Genomic DNA, 17,382 nt, shown 5'->3' on the forward strand with positions numbered 1-17,382 from the left:
GGACAGGAGCAGATGGCGCGCGAGATGGCGAGGCCTCCCGCACCGAAGCCGGTCACCGAGGCGAGGCCGCCGGTCGATCCGCGCGCGCGCGCAGCCGCCCTCCCGCCGCAGCCTGCGGCGCCGCCGGTTCGCAAGCCCAAGCCGCCTGTGACGCGGACCTACATGCCGGCCTCTTCGCCCGCGCCGCTCGCGCCTCCGCCGCCGCTATCGCAGGCCGCCGCCGCCACGCCGCCGGCTGCGCCGACCACGACGACGCAAGCCGTTGCTGATGACGACGGACCTATCGTGCGTCCGCCGATGCCGCTGCGCTAGAGCATGATCCGAACCCGAAGGGCCGCGTAAGCGCAAAGTGCGCAGCGGTTTTCCAAAACGATCATGCTCAAACAACAACAACCTGAAGCGCGATGACGATTCATTCTGATCGCATCGCGCTTTAGAGCAGCGACGCAGCCTTGCTGTCACGCGCTCACGCACGCTGTCCGAGTCGATGTGAAGCGTTAACTCCGGGCGATTACGGTGAGCGACGTCTCGCTCAAGAGAAAAGGCCGTCGGGATCTATGCCGGCGGCCTTCTCTTGCAGCTGCCGGTTCCCGGAGCCCGGTTCTGCTGCAATTCCATGCCTAATGATCGCGCGGGTATATTTAATAAACTCTTAACGAGCCCGCACGTTGCACATCATTTCTGCGCCATAAGCCCAGAGATTGCGCGCTCTGTTCATTCGATAGATGTCGACTCAGTGGTACCATCCGACATGTGTTGAGACTTGCACTGAAGCTCAGATCGTCACACCGGGGAATTCGGATGCCCTACTATTATTTCGATCTCGTGGTTGGTGAAGAGTTCAAGAACCAGGGTGGAATCATCCTCGAGGACATCGAGGTTGCCTCCGATCGCGCCGATCAATTGGCCTGCGAGCTGTCGCAGGTGAAGCCGGAGCTGCAGCAGAAGGGTTGCGCGGTGCGCGTCACCGATCGCGATCACAACGAGCTCTATCGCACGCCGCTCGATCCAGTGCCGGCCTGGCAGCGCTAGTCCAGCACCGGTGCCTCGAACCAGTTCGTCAGCGACAATCCGCCGTCGACGACGAAGGCTGCGCCGGTGACATAAGCGGATAGCTTGTTCGACAGCACCGTGAGAGCCATCGGGGCGAGATCCCCGGCCTCGCCGAGGCGCCCGAGCGGAATATGCCGCGCCAGCGCGGGATCGGCGACGAATCCGCCGGCTGCGACCGCGCCGGGGACCAGCGCGTTGACGCGGATGTCGTAACGTCCGAGCGTCTTGGCCAGCTCCTTCACCAGCATCGCCATGGCGGCCTTTGCCGTCGAGTAATGCGCCAGGTTGCGCGGCGTGCCCGCATGTAGCGAGGTCAGAAACAGGAATGAGCCCGGCCGCTTCGCCGCGATCAGCCGCTTGGCGAGCTCGCGCGCCAGGTGAAAGCCGGCATCGAGATTGACGGCATGCATCTCCTGCCAGGTGTTGCGATCGACCGCGAGCAAGTGATCCGCCTCGCGCCGCGGCGGCGAGGCGCTGTGGACGAAATGCGTGACCTCGCCCAGCGCGGAATGCGCTGATGTCAGCAGCTCATCGCAGGCCTCGAGGCTGGCAAGATTGCCGACCCAGGGCACGGCGAGACCTGGCCTCTCGCTCGCGCCGATCGCGGCACGCACCCGCTCCGCGCTGACATCCGCGAACACGGTGCGGACGCCCTCGCCGACCAGGCCGAGCGCGATCGCGCGGCCGATGCCGTTGCCTGCGCCGGTGACGAGCGCGGTGTCGCGTGTGGGATCGAACGGCGTGCTGAACAGGCTCATATCGCGCTCCGATGCTGGGGAGCGCAGGTTAGCCTACTGGGCCGATCGGCGACAATTGTGTCCCGATCCCATTGCCGAGCGGCGCGCCGGACGCTAGCCTCTCGATAAAATGGAGGAGGTCCCAGGGATGCGCACCGGTTTTCTGATGACGGGCCTGTTGCTGTTGGCCGCGCCGGCCCTCGCGGGCGATGCGCCGCCGCGATCGACCTATGTGACGATGGTCTTGCAGGCCTTCGCCGCCAAGGTCGAGTGCCCCAACACCGATCTCGCCTATCAGGACCTCGTGCAGAGGGCGCAGCAGATGCACCTGCCCGACGGCACCACCGAGAAGGTGCGCAAGGCGATCGCCTGGCTGCATACCGGCGGCAAGATGGGCGAGAAGCAGGACGATGACCTGATGGCGGAGGTCGCGATCGCGACCCAGGCGACCGACATGGACCAGCGCCGCCTCGGCATGTCCGGCTGGTGCGAAGCCCAGAAGACCAATCTCGCCGGCCTGATCCGCAGCAAGGGTGGCTAGCGCGCCGCCCCGTTAAGCACGCCGCGACGGAACCTCTGCCGCGGCCCAAAATCGTCATAATTTTTCACAGCATGCGGCCTCCTTCCGAATTCGAACAGGAGGTCCTCATGCGGAGTATCCATTTCGTTTTCGCCGGCGCGATTGCAGCCGCCGCGGTGCTGACTGCGCCCGCACTGGCGAGAAATTCCGACGCCCAGAAGGGTGGGGAAAAGTCCACCTCGCCGTCCTGCAGTGCCTATCAGCAGGCGCCGGACGGCTCGTGGGAACCCCTGCCCTGCAAGGAATCGGGCGAGCGCGCGCAGCCGCAGACACAGAACCGCAATTCGTCCCAAGGCGCCGATCGCGGCGAGCGTTGAAACTCGCGCGTTCGAGTGTCAGCTCTGATGCGGGCCGCGCATGATCTTCATGGCGTCCACGATGTGACGCCATTCCCTGGCCTCATCGGCCTCGCCGCGGCCCTCGCAGGCCTGGGCCTGCTCAGCGGCCTTCGCGATCGCAGCAAAGCCGTGCTGTTCGAGCATCTGCCGGGCAAGTGTATGGACCTGGACCTCGGACATCATGGGCGCTCTCCCGTCTGACCAGCCGCGGTGCAACGCTGCCGCGGGTGGTTCACAACGGTCGAGGCGCGGGGCGCGTTCCGTCCAATCGATGTGAGCGGCAAGACAAGGGCGGCCCGCCATGCCCGGCGGACCGCCTTCTCACCCACCCCAAAACGGGAGTCTGCGGGCCGCGGTCCCCTACGCGACCGCCACCTTCTTGCCCTCGATATCGTTGGGCACCTCGATGTCGACCTCGAGGGTCGAGACCTCGTCGCCGCGTTCGAGCCGGACGATGACCTTGGTCGGGTCCAGCGTCACATGTTTGGACACGACAGCGAGAATTTCCTCACGCAGCACACCGAGCAGATCGGGCTGGCCGCGCATTCCACGTTCATGGGCAAGCAGGATCTGCAGCCGTTCGCGCGCGACGGGTGCTGTGGCCTTCTTGCCGCGGAGGAGTCGAAGCAGACCCATGCTCATGCAGCCCTCCGTCGCAGCAGCCGGTCCATAAATCCTCTGCGCTCGGCAGGAACGTGCATTGTCACGTTCTCGCCGCAGAGGCGCTTAGCGGCGTCCATATAGGCTCGTGCCGGCGCTCCATCGGCATTCGACAGAGTCACAGGCGTGCCGACGTTGGAGGCCTTCAACACGTCCTGGCTCTCGGGGATGATGCCGAGCAAGGGCGTGGCAAGGATCTCCAGGATGTCGTCGATGGTCAACATCTCGCCGCGCGCGGCGCGTGAGGGATCGTAGCGAGTGATGAGAATATGCTTCTCGACGCGCTCGCCCTTCTCGGCCCGCACCGTCTTGGAATCGAGCATGCCGATGATGCGGTCGGAATCGCGCACCGAGGAGACTTCCGGATTGGTGACGATCACGGCCTCGTCAGCAAAGCGCATCGCCATGGAAGCGCCGCGCTCGATGCCGGCCGGGCTGTCGCAGATCACCCAGTCGAACCGGCTGCGCAACTCGGCAATGACCTTGCCGACGCCCTCCTCCGTCAGCGCGTCCTTGTCGCGGGTTTGGGACGCCGGCAGCAGCCACAAATTCTCCAGCCGCTTGTCCTTGATCAGCGCCTGCGGGAGTTTGGCGACGCCCTGCACCACGTTGATGAGATCGAACACGACGCGGCGTTCGGCGCCCATCACGAGGTCGAGGTTGCGCAGGCCGACGTCGAAATCGACGACGACCACCTTGTCGCCGCGCTGCGCCAAGGCAGCTCCCAGCGCGGCGGTGGTCGTGGTCTTACCGACCCCGCCCTTGCCTGATGTCACGACCAGTACCTTACTCATCTGAAATGTCTCCTTTGCTGGTCAGTTCAGTGCTGTAATTCGCATGGTATTCCCCTGCAGCCAGGCCTGCGCCGGCTTGCCGCGCAGGGCCTCGTCGATGTCCTCGGCGGTCTGATAAAATCCGTCGATTGCAAGCAGTTCGGCTTCGATCTTCTGGCAATAGATGCGCGCGCTGGTGTGTCCATTGACGCCCGCCATGGCGCGGCCGCGCAGCGCGCCGTAGACATGGATGGAGCCGCCGGCGACGACCTCGGCGCCCGAGCCGACCGAGCCGAGAATGGTGACGTCGCCTTCCGGGAAGATCACGGTCTGGCCTGAGCGCACGGGGTTTTCAAGCAGCAGCGACGTCGGCTTGGTCTCGACCTTCGCTTCGGCCTTCTTCGGCGCGCTCGGCTCGACCACGCAGCTGCGTCCGCCCGACAGCAGCGGCGGCATCATCGGCGTCAGCCTTCCCTCCTCCACGCCCTCGATGCCGAGCACGCGGATGTTGCGGTCCTGCAGGCTGGTGAGCAGATGGCCGATGCCGGCCTGGCTGAGATCGACCGAGGACAGGTCGATCACCACCGGCCGGCCGGCGAAAAAGCCGGGCGAGCGCGCAATCGTGGCGTCGATCTCGTGCAGCCAGTCCTGCACGGGAACCGTCGGCGTGAACACGAAAGCCACATAGGAGCGCCCGCGCAGGCGCACCATCTGACGTTGGACCTTTGCTGCAGCCTCCATGGCGGCCGACTCGTTCCCTGTTATTGAATGGTTAACGATGCGGCCGATATGGTTAATGGCTGGTTAATGTCTCCGTGGGGTTACGTGAGTGGATGCGCGGTCCCGTAGCCTGGATGGAGCCAACGGTCGGCGCGAAAGCGCCGCCCGTTTGTGCAATCCGGGTCTCGCGCATCACCCGGCACTCTCCCGGATTGCGCTGCGCTCCATCCGGGCTACGAAGCTGGGCGCGGCGTAAACACCGCGCCCTCGCCTCTTCCGCTCAGGTCTTGCTGCGCGTCTTGCTGAGCAGATAGTTGTCGTAGAAATTCTCCGCGATCTGCGTATAGAACAGCACCTCCTTCATATACGCGTCGTGGCTCTCCTTGGTCCGCTTGAACAGGTCGCTCTTGGCGGCGAGCTCGTTCAGATGGTCCTGGGTCGCGTTGTAGCAGGCCTCCAGCACCGGTTGCGGGAACGCCTTCAGCTCGGTGCCGTTCGCAATCAGCCGCTTTAGCGCACCGGGGTTCACGCTGTCGTATTTCTCGAGCATCCACGCACCGGCCGCCGCGCCCGCCTGGTTGACGATCGCCTGATATTGCTTAGGCAGCGAATTCCATTTCTCGTCGTTGACGATCATGTGCAACATGGCACCGCCTTCCCACCAGCCGGGGAAGTAGTAGTATTTGGCGACCTTGTAGAAGCCGAGCTTCTCGTCGTCATAAGGACCGACGAATTCGACCGCGTCGATCGTGCCCTTCTCCAGCGCCGGATAGATATCGCCTCCCGCGATCTGCTGCGGGACGACCCCGAGCTTTGCCAGCACATGGCCACCCATGCCGGCGATGCGGAATTTCAGGCCCTTGAGGTCGTCGACGGACTTGATCTCCTTGCGGAACCAGCCGCCCATCTGGGTGCCGGAATTGCCGCAGAGGATGGCGTGCGCCTTGAAGGGTTTGAGCGCTTCGTTGGTGAGGTCGGCGCCGCCCCCGAAGTGCCACCATGATTCCTGATGCCGATGGTTCATGCCGAAGGGCGCGCCGGTGGCATAGGCCAGCGCCGGCTCCTTGCCGATGTAAAAATAGAGCGGCGTCTGCGCCATCTCCACTGATGCGGTGCTGACCGCATCGAGCGCCTGCAGGCCGGGCACGAGCTCGCCCGCCGAGAAGGTCTGGATCTGGAATTTGTTGTCGGTGGCCTCGGCGACATATTTCGCGAAGGTCTGCGCCGTGCCGTAGATGGTGTCGAGCGATCTCGGGAAGCTCGACGTCAGGCGCCATTTGATCTCAGGCATGCTCTGCGCGATCGCAGGGGCCGCAACCAGCGTGGTCGCGCCGGCGACCGCACCACCTTGGAGGAATGTACGGCGTTTCATGATGGGTCTCCCTTGAACTCAGCGTCGAATGGATGGCCTGGGCCACGGTTTCTTGGCGAACCGTTTGCCCGTTCCGGGAGCGGAGTTCAAGCGACGGAAAAGAAAGGTCGGGCTTGCACCGGATACCGTGGACCAGCTGGACCCAGCATGTCGCGGCGGACCCGCCCGCTCGGCCCGGCCTCGCCTCAGGCGGCCGCTGCTTCCTCGTACAGGCCGGCGATGAAATCGCTGAACGTCGGTGCTAGCGGCAGGACATAGCCCCATTGATCGGACATCGCCTGCGCCAGTGTCCAGGGCTTTTCGTATTCGGCCATCTCGTGGTCCATGAACCAGATCTCGCCGAAATGGGCCTTGTCGATCGTCATGCAGATCGGATTGCCGCCGTGGTCGCTCATGATCCACAACAGCTCATCGACGGTCGGCCATTGCGGCGTCTGGCGCGTCTGCACCAGCGAGCACTCGTCGGACCGCAATCCCAGGACCTCCTGCACCGAACCCGCCCAGTCCCCATGCGGCCAGTTGAAGTCGGCGCCCCCCTGATGATAGCCGCCGGCGCAGGCCAGCAGGAAGCGGCGATAGTCGTCCGGCAAGCGACAGCCGATGGACGTCTCGAAGGCGGTGAGCGCGGCTTCGGTTGGTTGCTCCGCGCCAACGTCGATGCCTGCAATGAATTCTGCCAATTTCATATTCCCTCTCCCTGGCGCGGACGCGCAAGCCTTCGTCGCACCCGCCTTGCAGTGGGTTCGAGGGCGACGGATCAGGCCAGAGGGAGAGATTCTCTCAGAGCAGCTTGGCGCTGACGAACAGCGCGCGCACGGCGTTGGTTGCCTGCACCGCCAGCATGGCGTTACCGGCGGCGCCTTCCAGGGCCGCGACGGCGTCCTCGTGCAGCGAGCGAAATTCCATCCACTCGACCGATTTGAAGTTGGTCAGGAATTGATAGGCCTGACCGACGGTCGCGATCGCCAGCGTGTCGCCGTTCAGCTTGATCTTGAACGTCGTGCGCAGCGGGGTCTCGGAATTGGATGGATCGCTCATGGGCTGCTTCTGGACGAGGACGGCTTAACGAAGGGGAAACGGCAGCCCCGCCGTCGCAGGCGAATATCAGGAATCGGTGCTCGCGCGCTGCGAGGCGGTCGCCGCGCCGCGCAGACTCGGCACCACGACCAGGCGGTTGAACTCGCCATTGTCGTAGGCCTTGATGAACCGATCATAGTCCTTGATCGAGACGCAGCCGTTGGAATCGCCGCGCGGCCCGAGCAGGTAATTGTGCGTGAGCAGCCCGACGCGGCCGAGCGCGCTGGTGCCTTCGACCGGGGTCATGCGCAGCGCACGGACGCCGTGGAACGGCTTTTCGCGCGGCTTCAGATCGTAGATCGCCGGCGGCGTCGCGCCGACCATCCGCCGGTCGACATGGTCAGGATTGTCCATCAGCGCGCCCAGGCCGGAATGGGCTTCCAGCGCCACGCCGCTCGGCAGATAGACCGCCTTGGCCGAGATGTCATAGACCGCAGTGCGCGAATCGTAGCCGAGCGCGGCGAGATCCGGCCCCCTGCCGAGCAGGCCGTCGCCGGGCGTCAGCGAGGCCAGCTTGATCTTGTCGGTGAATTTTTCGAAGAAATTGCGGTTGTCGACCCTGAGATTGGTGTCCGCATAGGCCTGGCTGGAGGCGATCTGAGCGGAGAAGTCCGCCTGGACCGGACGCGCGCGCGGCATGGGGATGGCGTCGGCGCGCTGCGAGCGCCTCGCCTCCTCGGTCATGTACCGGTCGTCCTCGCTCAGGATCGAGCGCCAGTCGTCGCCTTGGAGCTTCTGGGCCAGCATCGCCTTGGCGTCCCGCAGCTTGAGCTGGGCCGCATTCACCGCGGAGCGCTCCAGCACCCGCAGACCAAGCTCGCGCGGCGACGGGCCGGCCGAGGCCGAGGCGAAACGGTCCTCGAATGAGGGGGCATTGGCCGGCGGCAACGCCGCGGAGACCAGCGGGGTCGAATCGCTGATATCGGCGACCCACGCGGCGGCGCCGAGCGCCAGCGCCATCGCGGCCACAGACAGCAGAATCGTTTCAGCCCGCCCGACACGGCGGCGCGACAACAGCCTCTCGGCGTGTGCTGCGTCGGAAACCATCAGATCCCCAAATCGACCCCCGGGGGGCTTACCCACCCCCACCCGGAGAGACTCTATACCAGCTACCACATTGGGAGCCAAAAGTTAGGCATAATCGGGGCCGCCAAGGCCCTCCAAAGGTATCCCCTAAGGTATCCAATGACCGATCCGTTCGATCTCGATCGCTTTGTCCGGGCCCAGGGCCCGGTCTACCGCGACGTCCTGGGCGAGCTGACCCGGGGCCGGAAGCAGACTCACTGGATGTGGTTCATCTTCCCCCAGGTCGCAGGTCTTGGCGCCAGCGCCATGTCGCAGCGATATGCCATCGGCTCCCGCGCGGAGGCCGAGGCCTATCTCGTCCACCCTATCCTGGGCGGCCGGCTGATCGAATGCACCAGGCTGGTGCTCGCGGTCGAGGGCCGGACCATCAACGCGATCCTCGGCGCGCCGGATGACGCCAAATTCCGCTCGTCGATGACGCTGTTCGGCGCGGTCTCCGACGAGCCCGTCTTCGATCAGGCGCTCGCCCGATATTTCGCAGGCGAACGCGATGGCGCCACGCTGGATATCCTCGAAAGGCTGGATCAGGCTCGGCATTAGCAGGCGCCGATCAACGTCCTTGGAAGACGGCCGCGCGACGCTCGATGAAGGATTGGATGCCCTCCTTGGCGTCGGCACTGCCGAGCACACGATCGCGAATTTTCGGGATGTAGGCAATCGCAGCCGCTTCGCCAGCTTCGACATAGTTCGCCGCCGCTTCCTTGGTCACCTGGATGCCGAGTGGCGCATTGCGCGCGATCATGGCGGCGAGCGTCATCGCCCGCTCGATCTGCTCGCCTGCAGGCACGACCTCCTGGACGAGACCGATCGCATGCGCGCGCTGCGCCGAAAACTCGTCGCAGAGGAACAGATGATACATCGCATCGCCCCAGCCGGCCCGCGATAGGAAGCGGAAATGCGCGCCGCCCAGCGGTGCGATGCCGCGCCTCGCCTCCATTTGGCAGAAACGTGCATCGTCGGCCGCAACCACGATGTCACCGGCGAGCATCAGCTCGATGCCGATGGTGTAGACGATACCCTGCACGGCCGTCACGATCGGCTTGGGGCAGCGCTTGTTGAGCCCGAACGGGTCGACATTGCCGTCCTTGGTGTTGCGCTTCTCCGCGGTGGGACCGAAGAATTTGGGCATATCGAGACCTGCAGTGAAATCCCCGCCCTCGGCGCAGACCACGCCGACGCGATAGGCCTCGTTGTGGTGCAATTCGGTGAGTGCATCGGACAATTGCTCCATCATCGCAGGCGTGAACGCGTTCTTCTTCGCGGCGTTGGCGATGATGATTTTGAGGACGTGGCCGTGCACCTCGGTGCCGATCTGACCTTCGCTCATGTGCTCGTCTCCCGATTGTTGGTGTTGGCAGCAAGTCAGGCCGGCTGCTGAAGCGCCGCGCGGATCGCCTCGATCCGGGCCGGCGTGAACACGCCGGAATCCAGCAGCTGAAGGATCGAGAGCACCCCGCCGCGCGATCCCCAGCTTCCCTCATCGATGATCTCGAAATTGACCCACCAGGTCGGCGACGGCGCCGGCATGCCGCAGGCCTCCGCAAGCCGCGCCAGCACGTTGCGGATCACCTCGGCGCGCACCTCCGCCGGCCAGGCCGCGTTCATGACGGCGATGTTGACGGTGATGATGTCGCGCGGCTTGTCCTGGTCGCACAGCAACCGGCCGCCGATCGCCATGCTGTCGGACGGAAGTTCGTGGAAATGCACCTGAAACCCCATTCGGGCCGCCGGCGCCCTCTGGCCGACCTCGGGCTCTAGCACGGCGTCGGTCAGGCTTTCCGCAAGCTGCCGGCGCTGCGGCAGGCCGAGCCGTCCGGCCGGTGCGGTGACGGTAATGATGGTCAAATCGGCACCTCTCCACGAATATGACACTCGTCATATCTCAGCACGGCTTGCCTATGTCAAGTGTCATAGTCTAGATGGAGATGGCCAATTGCAGGATTCCCGATGACTGCCACCACACGCGACAGGATGATCGCCGGCGCCGCCGACCTGATGAGCCGCCGCGGCGTCAACGCCACCAGCATGCGCGACGTGGTCCGCCACACAGCGACGCCGCGCGGCTCGATCAGCCACCACTTCCCCGACGGCAAGCCGCAATTGATCGCCGAAGCCGTGACCTTCGCCGGCCGGCAGGTATCCATTCCTCTGGAGAAAGCCATGAACGAACGCGGCGTGATCGGCGGCCTCAAGGCTTTTATCGCATCATGGCGCCGCCAGTTGGAGGCAACCGGCTTCGAGGCCGGCTGCCCTGTGCTCGCCGTGGCGGTCGATCGCTATGTCGGTGAGCCCAGTGACAAGGACGACGCGGCCGCGCAGCAGCACCTGCTCGATCTCGCCGAAGGCGTGTTCGCCGATTGGCGGCGGATCATGCTGGCAGCCTTGTTGCGCGAAGGACTGGCTGCCGAGCGCGCCGAGCGGCTTGCAACGCTCATCGTCGCCTCGATCGAAGGCACGGTCGCGATGTGTCGCGCCAGCCGCAGCGCCGACGCGCTCGATCAGGTTCAGGAGGAACTGGAGATCGTCCTCGCAACCGCCCTCGCCTGCACAAAAAATAGATTGGAGACGCGCAATGGACTTATCCCGGCAACGCGAACTCGCCCGTCAGCTCGCCGATTTGCGTCGCGAGGGCCGGCAACAGAGCGGCCTCGACGAACGGCTGGTCCCACCGGATGCGGACACGGCGTACCAAGTCGCGCAGATGGTGGAAGAAGAACTCGGCTGGGATGTCGTCGGCTGGAAGATCGCGGGCATGAAGTCGGGGCTCCAGCGTCAGCTTCGCATCTCCGCGCCGATCTATGGGCGGGTGTTCGCGCCCCTGATCAAGAGCTCGCCCGCTAGCGTCGAGCATGCCAGACAATGCAGCCCGATCCCCGAAGTCGAGTTCCAGGCACGTCTCGGCGCCGATCTGCCGCCGCGCGCAAAGCCCTATACGGTGGACGAGGTCGGCGACGCCGTCGTCTCGTTGCATCCCGGCATCGAGCTCGCGGAGTGCCGCTTCATTCACGATGCGGCGTTTCCACCGATGCCGGCGATCATGGCCGACGGCTCCGGATCAGGAACGATCGTGCTCGGAGAGCCCATCGTCGACTGGCGCAGCCGCGACGTCGCCACTCAGGATGTCGTCCTCAATTGCAACGGCATCGAGAGGCGCCGCGGCTCCGCTGCAGAGGCGATTGACCATCCGCTGGTGCCGCTGGCCTGGCTTGCCAACGAGCTGTCGCGGACCGGCATCGGTCTCAAGGCCGGCCAGACGATCAGCACGGGCACGCTGACCGGTATGCTCCGGCCCAAGGCTGGCGAGACCTACGTTGCCGATTTTGGTCCGCTGGGATCGGTCAGCGCGACCTACAGCTGAGCCGGCCAGGGAGCGTAAACCGCAGATTAACATGGCCGCCCTATCGTCCGGGCAAAATACTTCTCCGTTATTTGCCGGACAGATCATGAAAATCGGTACGCTCCTGACCAGCGCCATCGTCTCGCTCTCGACCGTCGGCGGCGGTCTCGCCGTCTACGTCGCCGCGACGAAGTACCAGACCATGGAACGGATCACTGAAGCGCAGGGGCGGCTCGCAATCGTCCGTGCGGTCAGCGACATCCCGCGCTATCTCAATCCGGAGCGCGGCTTTTCCACCAACATCCTCTACGGACCTGCGGCCATCGACCCTGCGCTGCTGGCCGAGCAGGACAAGCTGCGCAAGCAGACCGACCGCGCCCGCGACAAGATGAACGCGCTGCGCAAGGAGCTGCCCGGCCCGTTCGACGACGGCACCACGATCGGCAGCAACATCGACGGCATCAACGCGAAGTTCACCGCGTTGCGCGAGGCCATCGACAAGGCGCTGGCGGGTCCCGCCGAGGCGCGCAAAGACGCGGCCAAGAAGATCGTCGCCGACAATGCCGTGCTCAACGGCGGCGTGACTGCGCTGCTCAACGAGCAGGTCCGCCGCATGGCGATCCTGAACGGTGACGCTTACCGGCAGGCCAGCTACGCTAATGTCGCGATGACGCTGCGCGACGTTGGCGGCTTCAATTCCAGCCTGCACAAGAACCTCCTCGGCGGAAAGAAGCCGGCGACCGACGCCGAGAAGGCCGACATTGCCCGCTCGCAGGGCCGCAACGATCAGATCGTGATGTCGCTGCAGGAATTGCGCGGCAATCCAACAACGCCGGCGAATGTCGCGGAGGCCCTGGAGAAGTTCAACGCGATCTATGTCGAGGAGTTCGGCCGCGAGCTCAAGCTGGTGAAGGACGGCGCGATCACCGGCAAATACGAACACGACATGGACACCTATTACGCCGCCACGCAGCGCGGCCTCGGCACCATCATCGGCGTCCGCGACGCCTTCTACGACAACGCCGAGCAGATTCTCGCCGGCGCTTCGTCGGCCGCGCACACCAGCTTCACGATCGCGCTCGTCGGCCTTGTCGCCGTGCTGATCGCCAGCGCCGGCCTCATCGTGACGGTTCGCCGCCGCGTCTGCGCGCCGATCGTCGGCCTGACGACGCGCATGTCGCGGCTCGCCGACGGCGAGGTTGCGGAGAGCATTCCGGGCGCCGAGCGCTCCGACGAGATCGGCGCGATGGCCGCGGCCGTTCAGGTGTTCAAGGACAACATGATTCGCGCCGATCGGCTCGCGGCCGAGAAGCAGGCCGAGAACGACGGCAAGATGCGCCGCGCCCAAGCGCTCGACGATCTCACCCGCGCCTTCGAGGCCAAGGTGACCGAGCTGGTCGGCGGCCTGTCGCGGGCCTCTGCTGCAATGGAAAGCACCGCGCAGTCGATGACCTCGACGGCGGCGCAGACCAACAGCCAGGCCGCCGTGGTCGCCGCCGCCTCCGAACAGACCTCGACCAACGTGCAGACGGTCGCGAGCGCCACCGAAGAGCTGACCTCCTCGATCGCGGAGATCGGGCGTCAGGTCGCCCAAAGCACCGAGATCGCGGCACGTGCCGTCGACAATGCCCGCCGCACCGGCGACACGGCGCGCACGCTCGCCGAGGGCGCCCAGAAGATTGGCGACGTCGTGACGCTGATCCAGAGCATCGCCGAGCAGACCAACCTGCTGGCACTGAACGCGACCATCGAAGCCGCCCGTGCCGGCGAGGCCGGCCGCGGCTTTGCCGTGGTCGCCTCCGAAGTGAAGTCGCTGGCCGGCCAGACCGCCAAGGCCACGACCGAGATCTCCGAGCAGATCACCGCGATCCAGACCGCGAGCGACGAGACGGTGGCGGCAATCCGCAACGTCGCCGACGTCATCGCCGAGATCGACCAGATCGGCACCGCCATCGCCGCGGCGATCGAGGAACAGGGCTCGGCGACCAAGGAGATCGCCCGCAGCGTTCAGGAGGCTGCCCGCGGCACCCAGGAGGTCAACAGCAACATCTCCGGCGTGCAGCGCGCCGCCGACGACACCGGCGCCGCGGCAAGAGAGGTGCTGGGCGCGGCCGAGCAGCTCTCGACCCAGTCGCGCGATCTCGCCGGCCAGTTCGAGCGCTTCCTCGGTGAGGTCCGGGCGGCGTAGCACGCGAAGTCGTAGCCCGGATGGAGCGCAGCGCAATCCGGGACAGTGCCGTTGACGCGCGAGACCCTGGATTACGCTGTCGCTCCATCCAGGCTACGCGACCTCAATACGGCGGCGCCTTGCGCGCGCGCTGTGCTTTCGCCGCCTCGATCCACCAGGTCAGATCGTCGGCGAAGCGCGGAAACGAGCGCTCCAGAGCCTTGCCGCCGTCGCCGATCGGCTCGCCGGCGTCCGACAGCGTCTGCGCGATCGGGCCGACACCGATGGTGCTCGATATCACCACCATGCCCATCTCCGAGAGCGTGCCGTGCCAGGCGGTCGCTGCGCGCGCGCCGGACAGCCGGCCGGCCGAATAGCTCACGATCGCGGCCGGGCGCCAGAACCATTCCTCCAGGAAATGGTCGGTGAGGTTCTTCAGCCCGGGCTGCATGCCCCAATTGTACTCGCCGGTGACGAAGACGAATCCGTCGGCGCCGCGGATCTGCCCGGCCAGCTTCTCCAGCGCCTCCGGCGCCGAGCCCTTGGGATGTTCCTTGTACATCCGGTCCAGCATCGGCAGCCCGATCGCCTTGGCGTCGATGAATTCGACGTCCTCGCCGCGATCGCGCAGCCGGTTGATGACGAAATTCGCAAGGCGGATGCCCATGCGGTCGGAACGGTAAGAACCGTAGAGAACGAGAATGCGATTGCTCATGGCCGAACGGTAGCACGAAACCGGCGCCCAGCCCTACCCGATTTATCGTTCTACCTTCCGCGACCGCGGTCCAGTGTTTGCGACGGCGTCTCGCCGAACTGGTCGCGGTAGCTTCTGGAGAAATCGCTGAGGTGCCAGAAGCCATACGCCAGCGCGACCGCCTTGACGCTATCGGCCCCGGCGAGAAGGCGCCGACGCACCAGCCACAGCCGATGCAGACGCAAATAGCGGTGCAGGCTCATGCCGCGATAGCGGCGCACGACGTCGTGCATGGTGCGAACGGACAGTCCGAGCCTGCGCGCGATCTCGTCGCTATAAATCGGCTCCGACAGGTCGTCAGACAGCAGCGCGCGGATGTCCTGGAATAGCCTGAAATTCCGTCCGTCGTTGGGTGCAAAGGTCCAGCGGGCCGGAACGATCGTCGCAAAGGCCTCGTCAACGGCTCCGAGCAGGGACTCCTTCATCGCCGCGCCCTTCAACAAGAGCTCCGGTGCCGAAATCGGCCCGGCCGCCTCGGCCAGCACCTCCCTAACCACGCCGCGCAACCGCTGCAAGCCGGCCGTGGAGATTTCAAAAATCTTGAAGCTCGAGAGCGTGGGCGGCCAGCCACGATCCCTCACCTCGGGCCGGAAAATCACCGAGGCGATTTGCCGCTGCACCTCCTCGATGGTGGTGTAGGCCGCCCCGCCGCTGCCAATGACCACGGCGGGTCGCGCCCGTTGCGAGCCGTTAAAGCGAATTGGCACGTTGAGATCATCCATCGTGAAGCCGATCGCCGTGCAATTCTCCACGAGTTGTGCGTCAACCACCCGCGGAAACGCGCGCGTCAAATTCACGTCGCAGCCCGGTAGGGCCAGGATCGTCTGCTCAGCCGAAATCTTCCGCACAAAAGGGGTGAATTCGAAATTCAGCCCGCGTATAGCGCTTCGAAATTCGTCGACGTCTGAAAAACGAAATGTTTTGAGTGCCGACCTCGGCACATCGTCAATGCTGTTCATGGAAATATGAAAAATGCCGCGCCGCTCTGAATGTGCGTCCGGCCGCGGGGTGCCGTTCGCTGCCTCCTTCGGTTATTTCGTTAGAATCGATCCTAACGTGCCCTGATCAATTGGAGACGGGCCGGTTGAAAGAACAATCCGGGACAACCCTGTCTCGCCGAATTTCGATAGCGTTTCCTGCCATTGAGGCGGTGCGCCAATACCGAAGCCGTTGCCATTTAAGATTCAAATTAACGCCTTTGCGGCGGAATAACCGTCGTTTGATTGTGCAATTTATTTCATTTCAGGCTCCTGCCATGACGGCAAATTCGCCTGCCGACAATCTGGCCGAATTGGAGAACGCGGTCGCAACGTGTCCGCTGGACCGGTGCGCCCGCATTCTCTTCGGCCTTTTGCAACTGCTCACAAGCAGCCGCGGTCGATCCCAGGAATTGCTCGCCGGTGTGGTCGACGGCGTCCTGGTGCGACTGATCGAGCGGGTTGAGGCCAGCGCGCTGATCGATGTCAGCGCGGCGCTCGCAGAGCTCAAGGCGGCTCCGCCGGACACCGTGCGACGTCTCGCCTCGCACCGCGACCCGGAAGTCGCCTGCCCCGTTTTGCTCCGCTCGCGGTCGCTGTCCACGTCCGATCTCAAACTGATCGCAGCCGCGAGCGGCGTACGGCAGCAATGTGCCATCGCCGGCCGCGCGCCGATCGATCCACGGGTGGTGGAGACGCTGATCAAGGGTGGCACTTCCAGCGCTTGTCTTGCGCTGATCGGCAACAGCGAGGCAAGGTTCTCCGAAGCCGCTTACGTTGCGCTGGTTGAGAAGTGCCTGGTGGATGACGAACTCACCAAGGCACTGGCGCTCAGGCCCGACACGCCCGACACAGTCATGCGGAAGTTGCTGTCGGCCTCACCGGCGCCGAAATCCGGCATCGGCCCGAACGCCACCGTCTCGCTTCAAGCCGCAACGGCCGCACCCATCGTCACCAAGCTACCCTCCGCGGCGGCCTATGCGATCGCGCGACCGGAGATCGTTGCACTCAGCCGCATCGGCAAGCTGAACGATTCCACGGTGAACCGCTTCGCCATCCGCGGCGAGAGCGCCAACCTCATCACCGCGCTGTCGGTGCTTTCAGGCGCTCCCATCGAGATCGTCGAACATGTCATGACCGACGAGGATTGCGAGGGTCTCGTCATGGCCTGCCGCGCCTCGCGGCTGAACTGGCAGACCACGCTCGCCATCCTGAGCAACCGCAGCGGCACACGGCTTTCTTTCGCCGAGCGCGAACGCGCGCAGCACATTTTCGAGACGCTGCTGCTGTCGACCAGCCAGTGGACGGTGCGGTGGGGCGAAATTGCCGCAAACGCCAAGGAGTGCGGTCGGGGACATCGCGACGCAAAAAAGATGGGGGTTAGCCGATGAAGTTCGACGGTCGCAAAGCCTTTCGCGTGAAAATGGACCACAGGCAGCCGGTCAATCTCATGGGATCCGACGGCACCTGGCGGCGCAGCTGCGTCCTGCTCGACGTCTCGCAGACGGGCGCGAAGGTCGAGGTCGAGGGCACGCTGGATGTGCTCCAGGCCAAGGAATTCTTCATGCTGCTGTCGTCGACGGGCCTGGCCTACCGGCGCTGCGAGCTGGTCTGGATCGACGGCACCACCGCTGGCATCCACTTCGTCACGGCACAAAGCAAGAAGAAGCAGGCGATTACGCCGGCTGCCGCAGCGCAGAGCTCCGATCAGGCCAAATAGACCGAGAATTCGACCCATCGATTGGAGCCCG

Annotated in this window: 22 protein-coding genes and 1 pseudogene; 10 read left to right on the forward strand and 13 right to left on the reverse strand. The window is 64.9% G+C overall.

The features are described from left to right. Both XF30_RS23050 and XF30_RS23055 read left to right on the forward strand, forming a co-directional pair. Positions 1 to 312, forward strand: a pseudogene (locus tag XF30_RS23050) (hypothetical protein); the annotation flags it as partial. A 489-nt stretch (positions 313 to 801) separates the two neighbouring features. Further along, positions 802 to 1,032 (forward strand): DUF6894 family protein, encoded by a 231-nt coding sequence (locus XF30_RS23055; protein ID WP_025035960.1) that lies wholly within the window; start codon positions 802 to 804, stop codon positions 1,030 to 1,032. Here XF30_RS23055 and XF30_RS23060 read toward each other — a convergent pair. Next, positions 1,029 to 1,811, reverse strand: coding sequence for an SDR family NAD(P)-dependent oxidoreductase (locus XF30_RS23060; protein ID WP_109143945.1), 783 nt, complete (start codon positions 1,809 to 1,811; stop codon positions 1,029 to 1,031). The two genes, XF30_RS23055 and XF30_RS23060, sit on opposite strands and share 4 nt — an antisense overlap. A 127-nt stretch (positions 1,812 to 1,938) precedes the next feature. Between XF30_RS23060 and XF30_RS23065 the strand changes: the two genes are divergently transcribed. Both XF30_RS23065 and XF30_RS23070 read left to right on the forward strand, forming a co-directional pair. After that, positions 1,939 to 2,331 carry a hypothetical protein gene (locus XF30_RS23065; RefSeq protein WP_036000295.1) on the forward strand — a complete coding sequence of 131 codons (393 nt, stop codon included), beginning with the start codon at positions 1,939 to 1,941 and terminating at the stop codon, positions 2,329 to 2,331. 107 nt (positions 2,332 to 2,438) lie between these two features. Beyond that, complete coding sequence (locus XF30_RS23070) at positions 2,439 to 2,687, forward strand: hypothetical protein (RefSeq protein WP_025035957.1); 249 nt, start codon at positions 2,439 to 2,441, stop codon at positions 2,685 to 2,687. A gap of 18 nt (positions 2,688 to 2,705) precedes the next feature. On the opposite strand, the gene XF30_RS23075 is transcribed toward XF30_RS23070, so the two are convergent. From XF30_RS23075 to XF30_RS23110, 8 genes are all read right to left on the reverse strand, one after another. Next, positions 2,706 to 2,891 carry a hypothetical protein gene (locus XF30_RS23075; RefSeq protein ID WP_036000257.1) on the reverse strand — a complete coding sequence of 62 codons (186 nt, stop codon included), beginning with the start codon at positions 2,889 to 2,891 and terminating at the stop codon, positions 2,706 to 2,708. A 177-nt stretch (positions 2,892 to 3,068) separates the two neighbouring features. Further along, the gene (gene minE / locus XF30_RS23080; protein WP_109143946.1) at positions 3,069 to 3,350 is read right to left on the reverse strand and encodes a cell division topological specificity factor MinE; all 282 of its coding nucleotides are present in this window, start codon (positions 3,348 to 3,350) and stop codon (positions 3,069 to 3,071) included. Further along, positions 3,347 to 4,162, reverse strand: a complete 816-nt coding sequence (minD, locus tag XF30_RS23085; RefSeq protein WP_036022837.1) for a septum site-determining protein MinD — start codon at positions 4,160 to 4,162, stop codon at positions 3,347 to 3,349. Before minD ends, minE begins: the two co-directional genes overlap by 4 nt. Positions 4,163 to 4,183: 21 nt before the next feature. Next, complete coding sequence (gene minC / locus XF30_RS23090) at positions 4,184 to 4,882, reverse strand: septum site-determining protein MinC (protein WP_036022835.1); 699 nt, start codon at positions 4,880 to 4,882, stop codon at positions 4,184 to 4,186. 259 nt (positions 4,883 to 5,141) lie between these two features. Then, entirely contained in the window at positions 5,142 to 6,233 is a 1,092-nt protein-coding gene (locus XF30_RS23095; protein ID WP_036000267.1) for a TRAP transporter substrate-binding protein, read from the reverse strand. Between the two features lie 185 nt (positions 6,234 to 6,418). Beyond that, positions 6,419 to 6,919 carry an SMI1/KNR4 family protein gene (locus tag XF30_RS23100; RefSeq protein WP_036022833.1) on the reverse strand — a complete coding sequence of 167 codons (501 nt, stop codon included), beginning with the start codon at positions 6,917 to 6,919 and terminating at the stop codon, positions 6,419 to 6,421. A 94-nt stretch (positions 6,920 to 7,013) separates the two neighbouring features. Next, positions 7,014 to 7,271, reverse strand: a complete 258-nt coding sequence (locus XF30_RS23105) for a hypothetical protein (RefSeq protein ID WP_036000273.1) — start codon at positions 7,269 to 7,271, stop codon at positions 7,014 to 7,016. A 66-nt stretch (positions 7,272 to 7,337) separates the two neighbouring features. After that, complete coding sequence (locus XF30_RS23110) at positions 7,338 to 8,288, reverse strand: DUF2778 domain-containing protein (RefSeq protein WP_225142044.1); 951 nt, start codon at positions 8,286 to 8,288, stop codon at positions 7,338 to 7,340. Between the two features lie 207 nt (positions 8,289 to 8,495). Between XF30_RS23110 and XF30_RS23115 the strand changes: the two genes are divergently transcribed. Then, positions 8,496 to 8,936, forward strand: coding sequence for a DUF1810 domain-containing protein (locus XF30_RS23115; protein WP_109143948.1), 441 nt, complete (start codon positions 8,496 to 8,498; stop codon positions 8,934 to 8,936). A gap of 10 nt (positions 8,937 to 8,946) precedes the next feature. On the opposite strand, the gene XF30_RS23120 is transcribed toward XF30_RS23115, so the two are convergent. Continuing rightward, complete coding sequence (locus XF30_RS23120) at positions 8,947 to 9,723, reverse strand: crotonase/enoyl-CoA hydratase family protein (protein WP_109143949.1); 777 nt, start codon at positions 9,721 to 9,723, stop codon at positions 8,947 to 8,949. Positions 9,724 to 9,758: 35 nt separating this feature from the next. After that, complete coding sequence (locus XF30_RS23125) at positions 9,759 to 10,241, reverse strand: tautomerase family protein (RefSeq protein ID WP_109143950.1); 483 nt, start codon at positions 10,239 to 10,241, stop codon at positions 9,759 to 9,761. Positions 10,242 to 10,367: 126 nt separating this feature from the next. On the opposite strand from XF30_RS23125, the gene XF30_RS23130 reads away from it, so the two are divergent. From XF30_RS23130 to XF30_RS23140, 3 genes are all read left to right on the forward strand, one after another. Then, entirely contained in the window at positions 10,368 to 11,237 is an 870-nt protein-coding gene (locus XF30_RS23130; protein ID WP_244609006.1) for a TetR/AcrR family transcriptional regulator, read from the forward strand. After that, positions 11,149 to 11,754, forward strand: a complete 606-nt coding sequence (locus tag XF30_RS23135; RefSeq protein ID WP_244609007.1) for a 2-keto-4-pentenoate hydratase — start codon at positions 11,149 to 11,151, stop codon at positions 11,752 to 11,754. Before XF30_RS23130 ends, XF30_RS23135 begins: the two co-directional genes overlap by 89 nt. 85 nt (positions 11,755 to 11,839) lie before the next feature. Next, positions 11,840 to 13,921, forward strand: coding sequence for a methyl-accepting chemotaxis protein (locus XF30_RS23140; RefSeq protein ID WP_036022825.1), 2,082 nt, complete (start codon positions 11,840 to 11,842; stop codon positions 13,919 to 13,921). 103 nt (positions 13,922 to 14,024) lie between these two features. Here the strand turns inward: XF30_RS23140 and XF30_RS23145 are convergent, their stop codons facing one another. After that, positions 14,025 to 14,615 carry an NADPH-dependent FMN reductase gene (locus XF30_RS23145; RefSeq protein WP_036022824.1) on the reverse strand — a complete coding sequence of 197 codons (591 nt, stop codon included), beginning with the start codon at positions 14,613 to 14,615 and terminating at the stop codon, positions 14,025 to 14,027. Between the two features lie 50 nt (positions 14,616 to 14,665). Further along, a complete protein-coding gene (locus tag XF30_RS23150; protein ID WP_109143951.1) occupies positions 14,666 to 15,613 on the reverse strand; it encodes an AraC family transcriptional regulator in 948 nt (315 codons plus the stop codon). A gap of 296 nt (positions 15,614 to 15,909) precedes the next feature. On the opposite strand from XF30_RS23150, the gene XF30_RS23155 reads away from it, so the two are divergent. Then, positions 15,910 to 17,022 (forward strand): DUF2336 domain-containing protein, encoded by a 1,113-nt coding sequence (locus tag XF30_RS23155; protein ID WP_109143952.1) that lies wholly within the window; start codon positions 15,910 to 15,912, stop codon positions 17,020 to 17,022. Beyond that, positions 17,019 to 17,351, forward strand: a complete 333-nt coding sequence (locus XF30_RS23160) for a PilZ domain-containing protein (protein ID WP_036033812.1) — start codon at positions 17,019 to 17,021, stop codon at positions 17,349 to 17,351. Before XF30_RS23155 ends, XF30_RS23160 begins: the two co-directional genes overlap by 4 nt. Positions 17,352 to 17,382: the final 31 nt, after the last annotated feature.

The organism is Bradyrhizobium sp. SUTN9-2, from assembly GCF_003122645.1.
Lineage (GTDB): Bacteria > Pseudomonadota > Alphaproteobacteria > Rhizobiales > Xanthobacteraceae > Bradyrhizobium > Bradyrhizobium yuanmingense.

Excerpts from the sequence above, each read along its gene's own strand:
- XF30_RS23140 (WP_036022825.1), top strand. The coding sequence starts at position 11,840 with ATGAAAATCGGTACGCTCCTGACCAGCGCCATCGTCTCGCTCTCGACC.
- XF30_RS23115 (WP_109143948.1), top strand. The coding sequence starts at position 8,496 with ATGACCGATCCGTTCGATCTCGATCGCTTTGTCCGGGCCCAGGGCCCG.
- XF30_RS23135 (WP_244609007.1), top strand. The coding sequence starts at position 11,149 with ATGAAGTCGGGGCTCCAGCGTCAGCTTCGCATCTCCGCGCCGATCTAT.
- minD (WP_036022837.1), bottom strand. The coding sequence starts at position 4,162 with ATGAGTAAGGTACTGGTCGTGACATCAGGCAAGGGCGGGGTCGGTAAG.
- XF30_RS23060 (WP_109143945.1), bottom strand. The coding sequence starts at position 1,811 with ATGAGCCTGTTCAGCACGCCGTTCGATCCCACACGCGACACCGCGCTC.
- XF30_RS23065 (WP_036000295.1), top strand. The coding sequence starts at position 1,939 with ATGCGCACCGGTTTTCTGATGACGGGCCTGTTGCTGTTGGCCGCGCCG.
- minC (WP_036022835.1), bottom strand. The coding sequence starts at position 4,882 with ATGGAGGCTGCAGCAAAGGTCCAACGTCAGATGGTGCGCCTGCGCGGG.
- minE (WP_109143946.1), bottom strand. The coding sequence starts at position 3,350 with ATGAGCATGGGTCTGCTTCGACTCCTCCGCGGCAAGAAGGCCACAGCA.
- XF30_RS23095 (WP_036000267.1), bottom strand. The coding sequence starts at position 6,233 with ATGAAACGCCGTACATTCCTCCAAGGTGGTGCGGTCGCCGGCGCGACC.
- XF30_RS23070 (WP_025035957.1), top strand. The coding sequence starts at position 2,439 with ATGCGGAGTATCCATTTCGTTTTCGCCGGCGCGATTGCAGCCGCCGCG.
- XF30_RS23155 (WP_109143952.1), top strand. The coding sequence starts at position 15,910 with ATGACGGCAAATTCGCCTGCCGACAATCTGGCCGAATTGGAGAACGCG.
- XF30_RS23100 (WP_036022833.1), bottom strand. The coding sequence starts at position 6,919 with ATGAAATTGGCAGAATTCATTGCAGGCATCGACGTTGGCGCGGAGCAA.
- XF30_RS23105 (WP_036000273.1), bottom strand. The coding sequence starts at position 7,271 with ATGAGCGATCCATCCAATTCCGAGACCCCGCTGCGCACGACGTTCAAG.
- XF30_RS23120 (WP_109143949.1), bottom strand. The coding sequence starts at position 9,723 with ATGAGCGAAGGTCAGATCGGCACCGAGGTGCACGGCCACGTCCTCAAA.
- XF30_RS23075 (WP_036000257.1), bottom strand. The coding sequence starts at position 2,891 with ATGATGTCCGAGGTCCAGGTCCATACACTTGCCCGGCAGATGCTCGAA.
- XF30_RS23055 (WP_025035960.1), top strand. The coding sequence starts at position 802 with ATGCCCTACTATTATTTCGATCTCGTGGTTGGTGAAGAGTTCAAGAAC.
- XF30_RS23145 (WP_036022824.1), bottom strand. The coding sequence starts at position 14,615 with ATGAGCAATCGCATTCTCGTTCTCTACGGTTCTTACCGTTCCGACCGC.
- XF30_RS23130 (WP_244609006.1), top strand. The coding sequence starts at position 10,368 with ATGATCGCCGGCGCCGCCGACCTGATGAGCCGCCGCGGCGTCAACGCC.
- XF30_RS23160 (WP_036033812.1), top strand. The coding sequence starts at position 17,019 with ATGAAGTTCGACGGTCGCAAAGCCTTTCGCGTGAAAATGGACCACAGG.
- XF30_RS23150 (WP_109143951.1), bottom strand. The coding sequence starts at position 15,613 with ATGAACAGCATTGACGATGTGCCGAGGTCGGCACTCAAAACATTTCGT.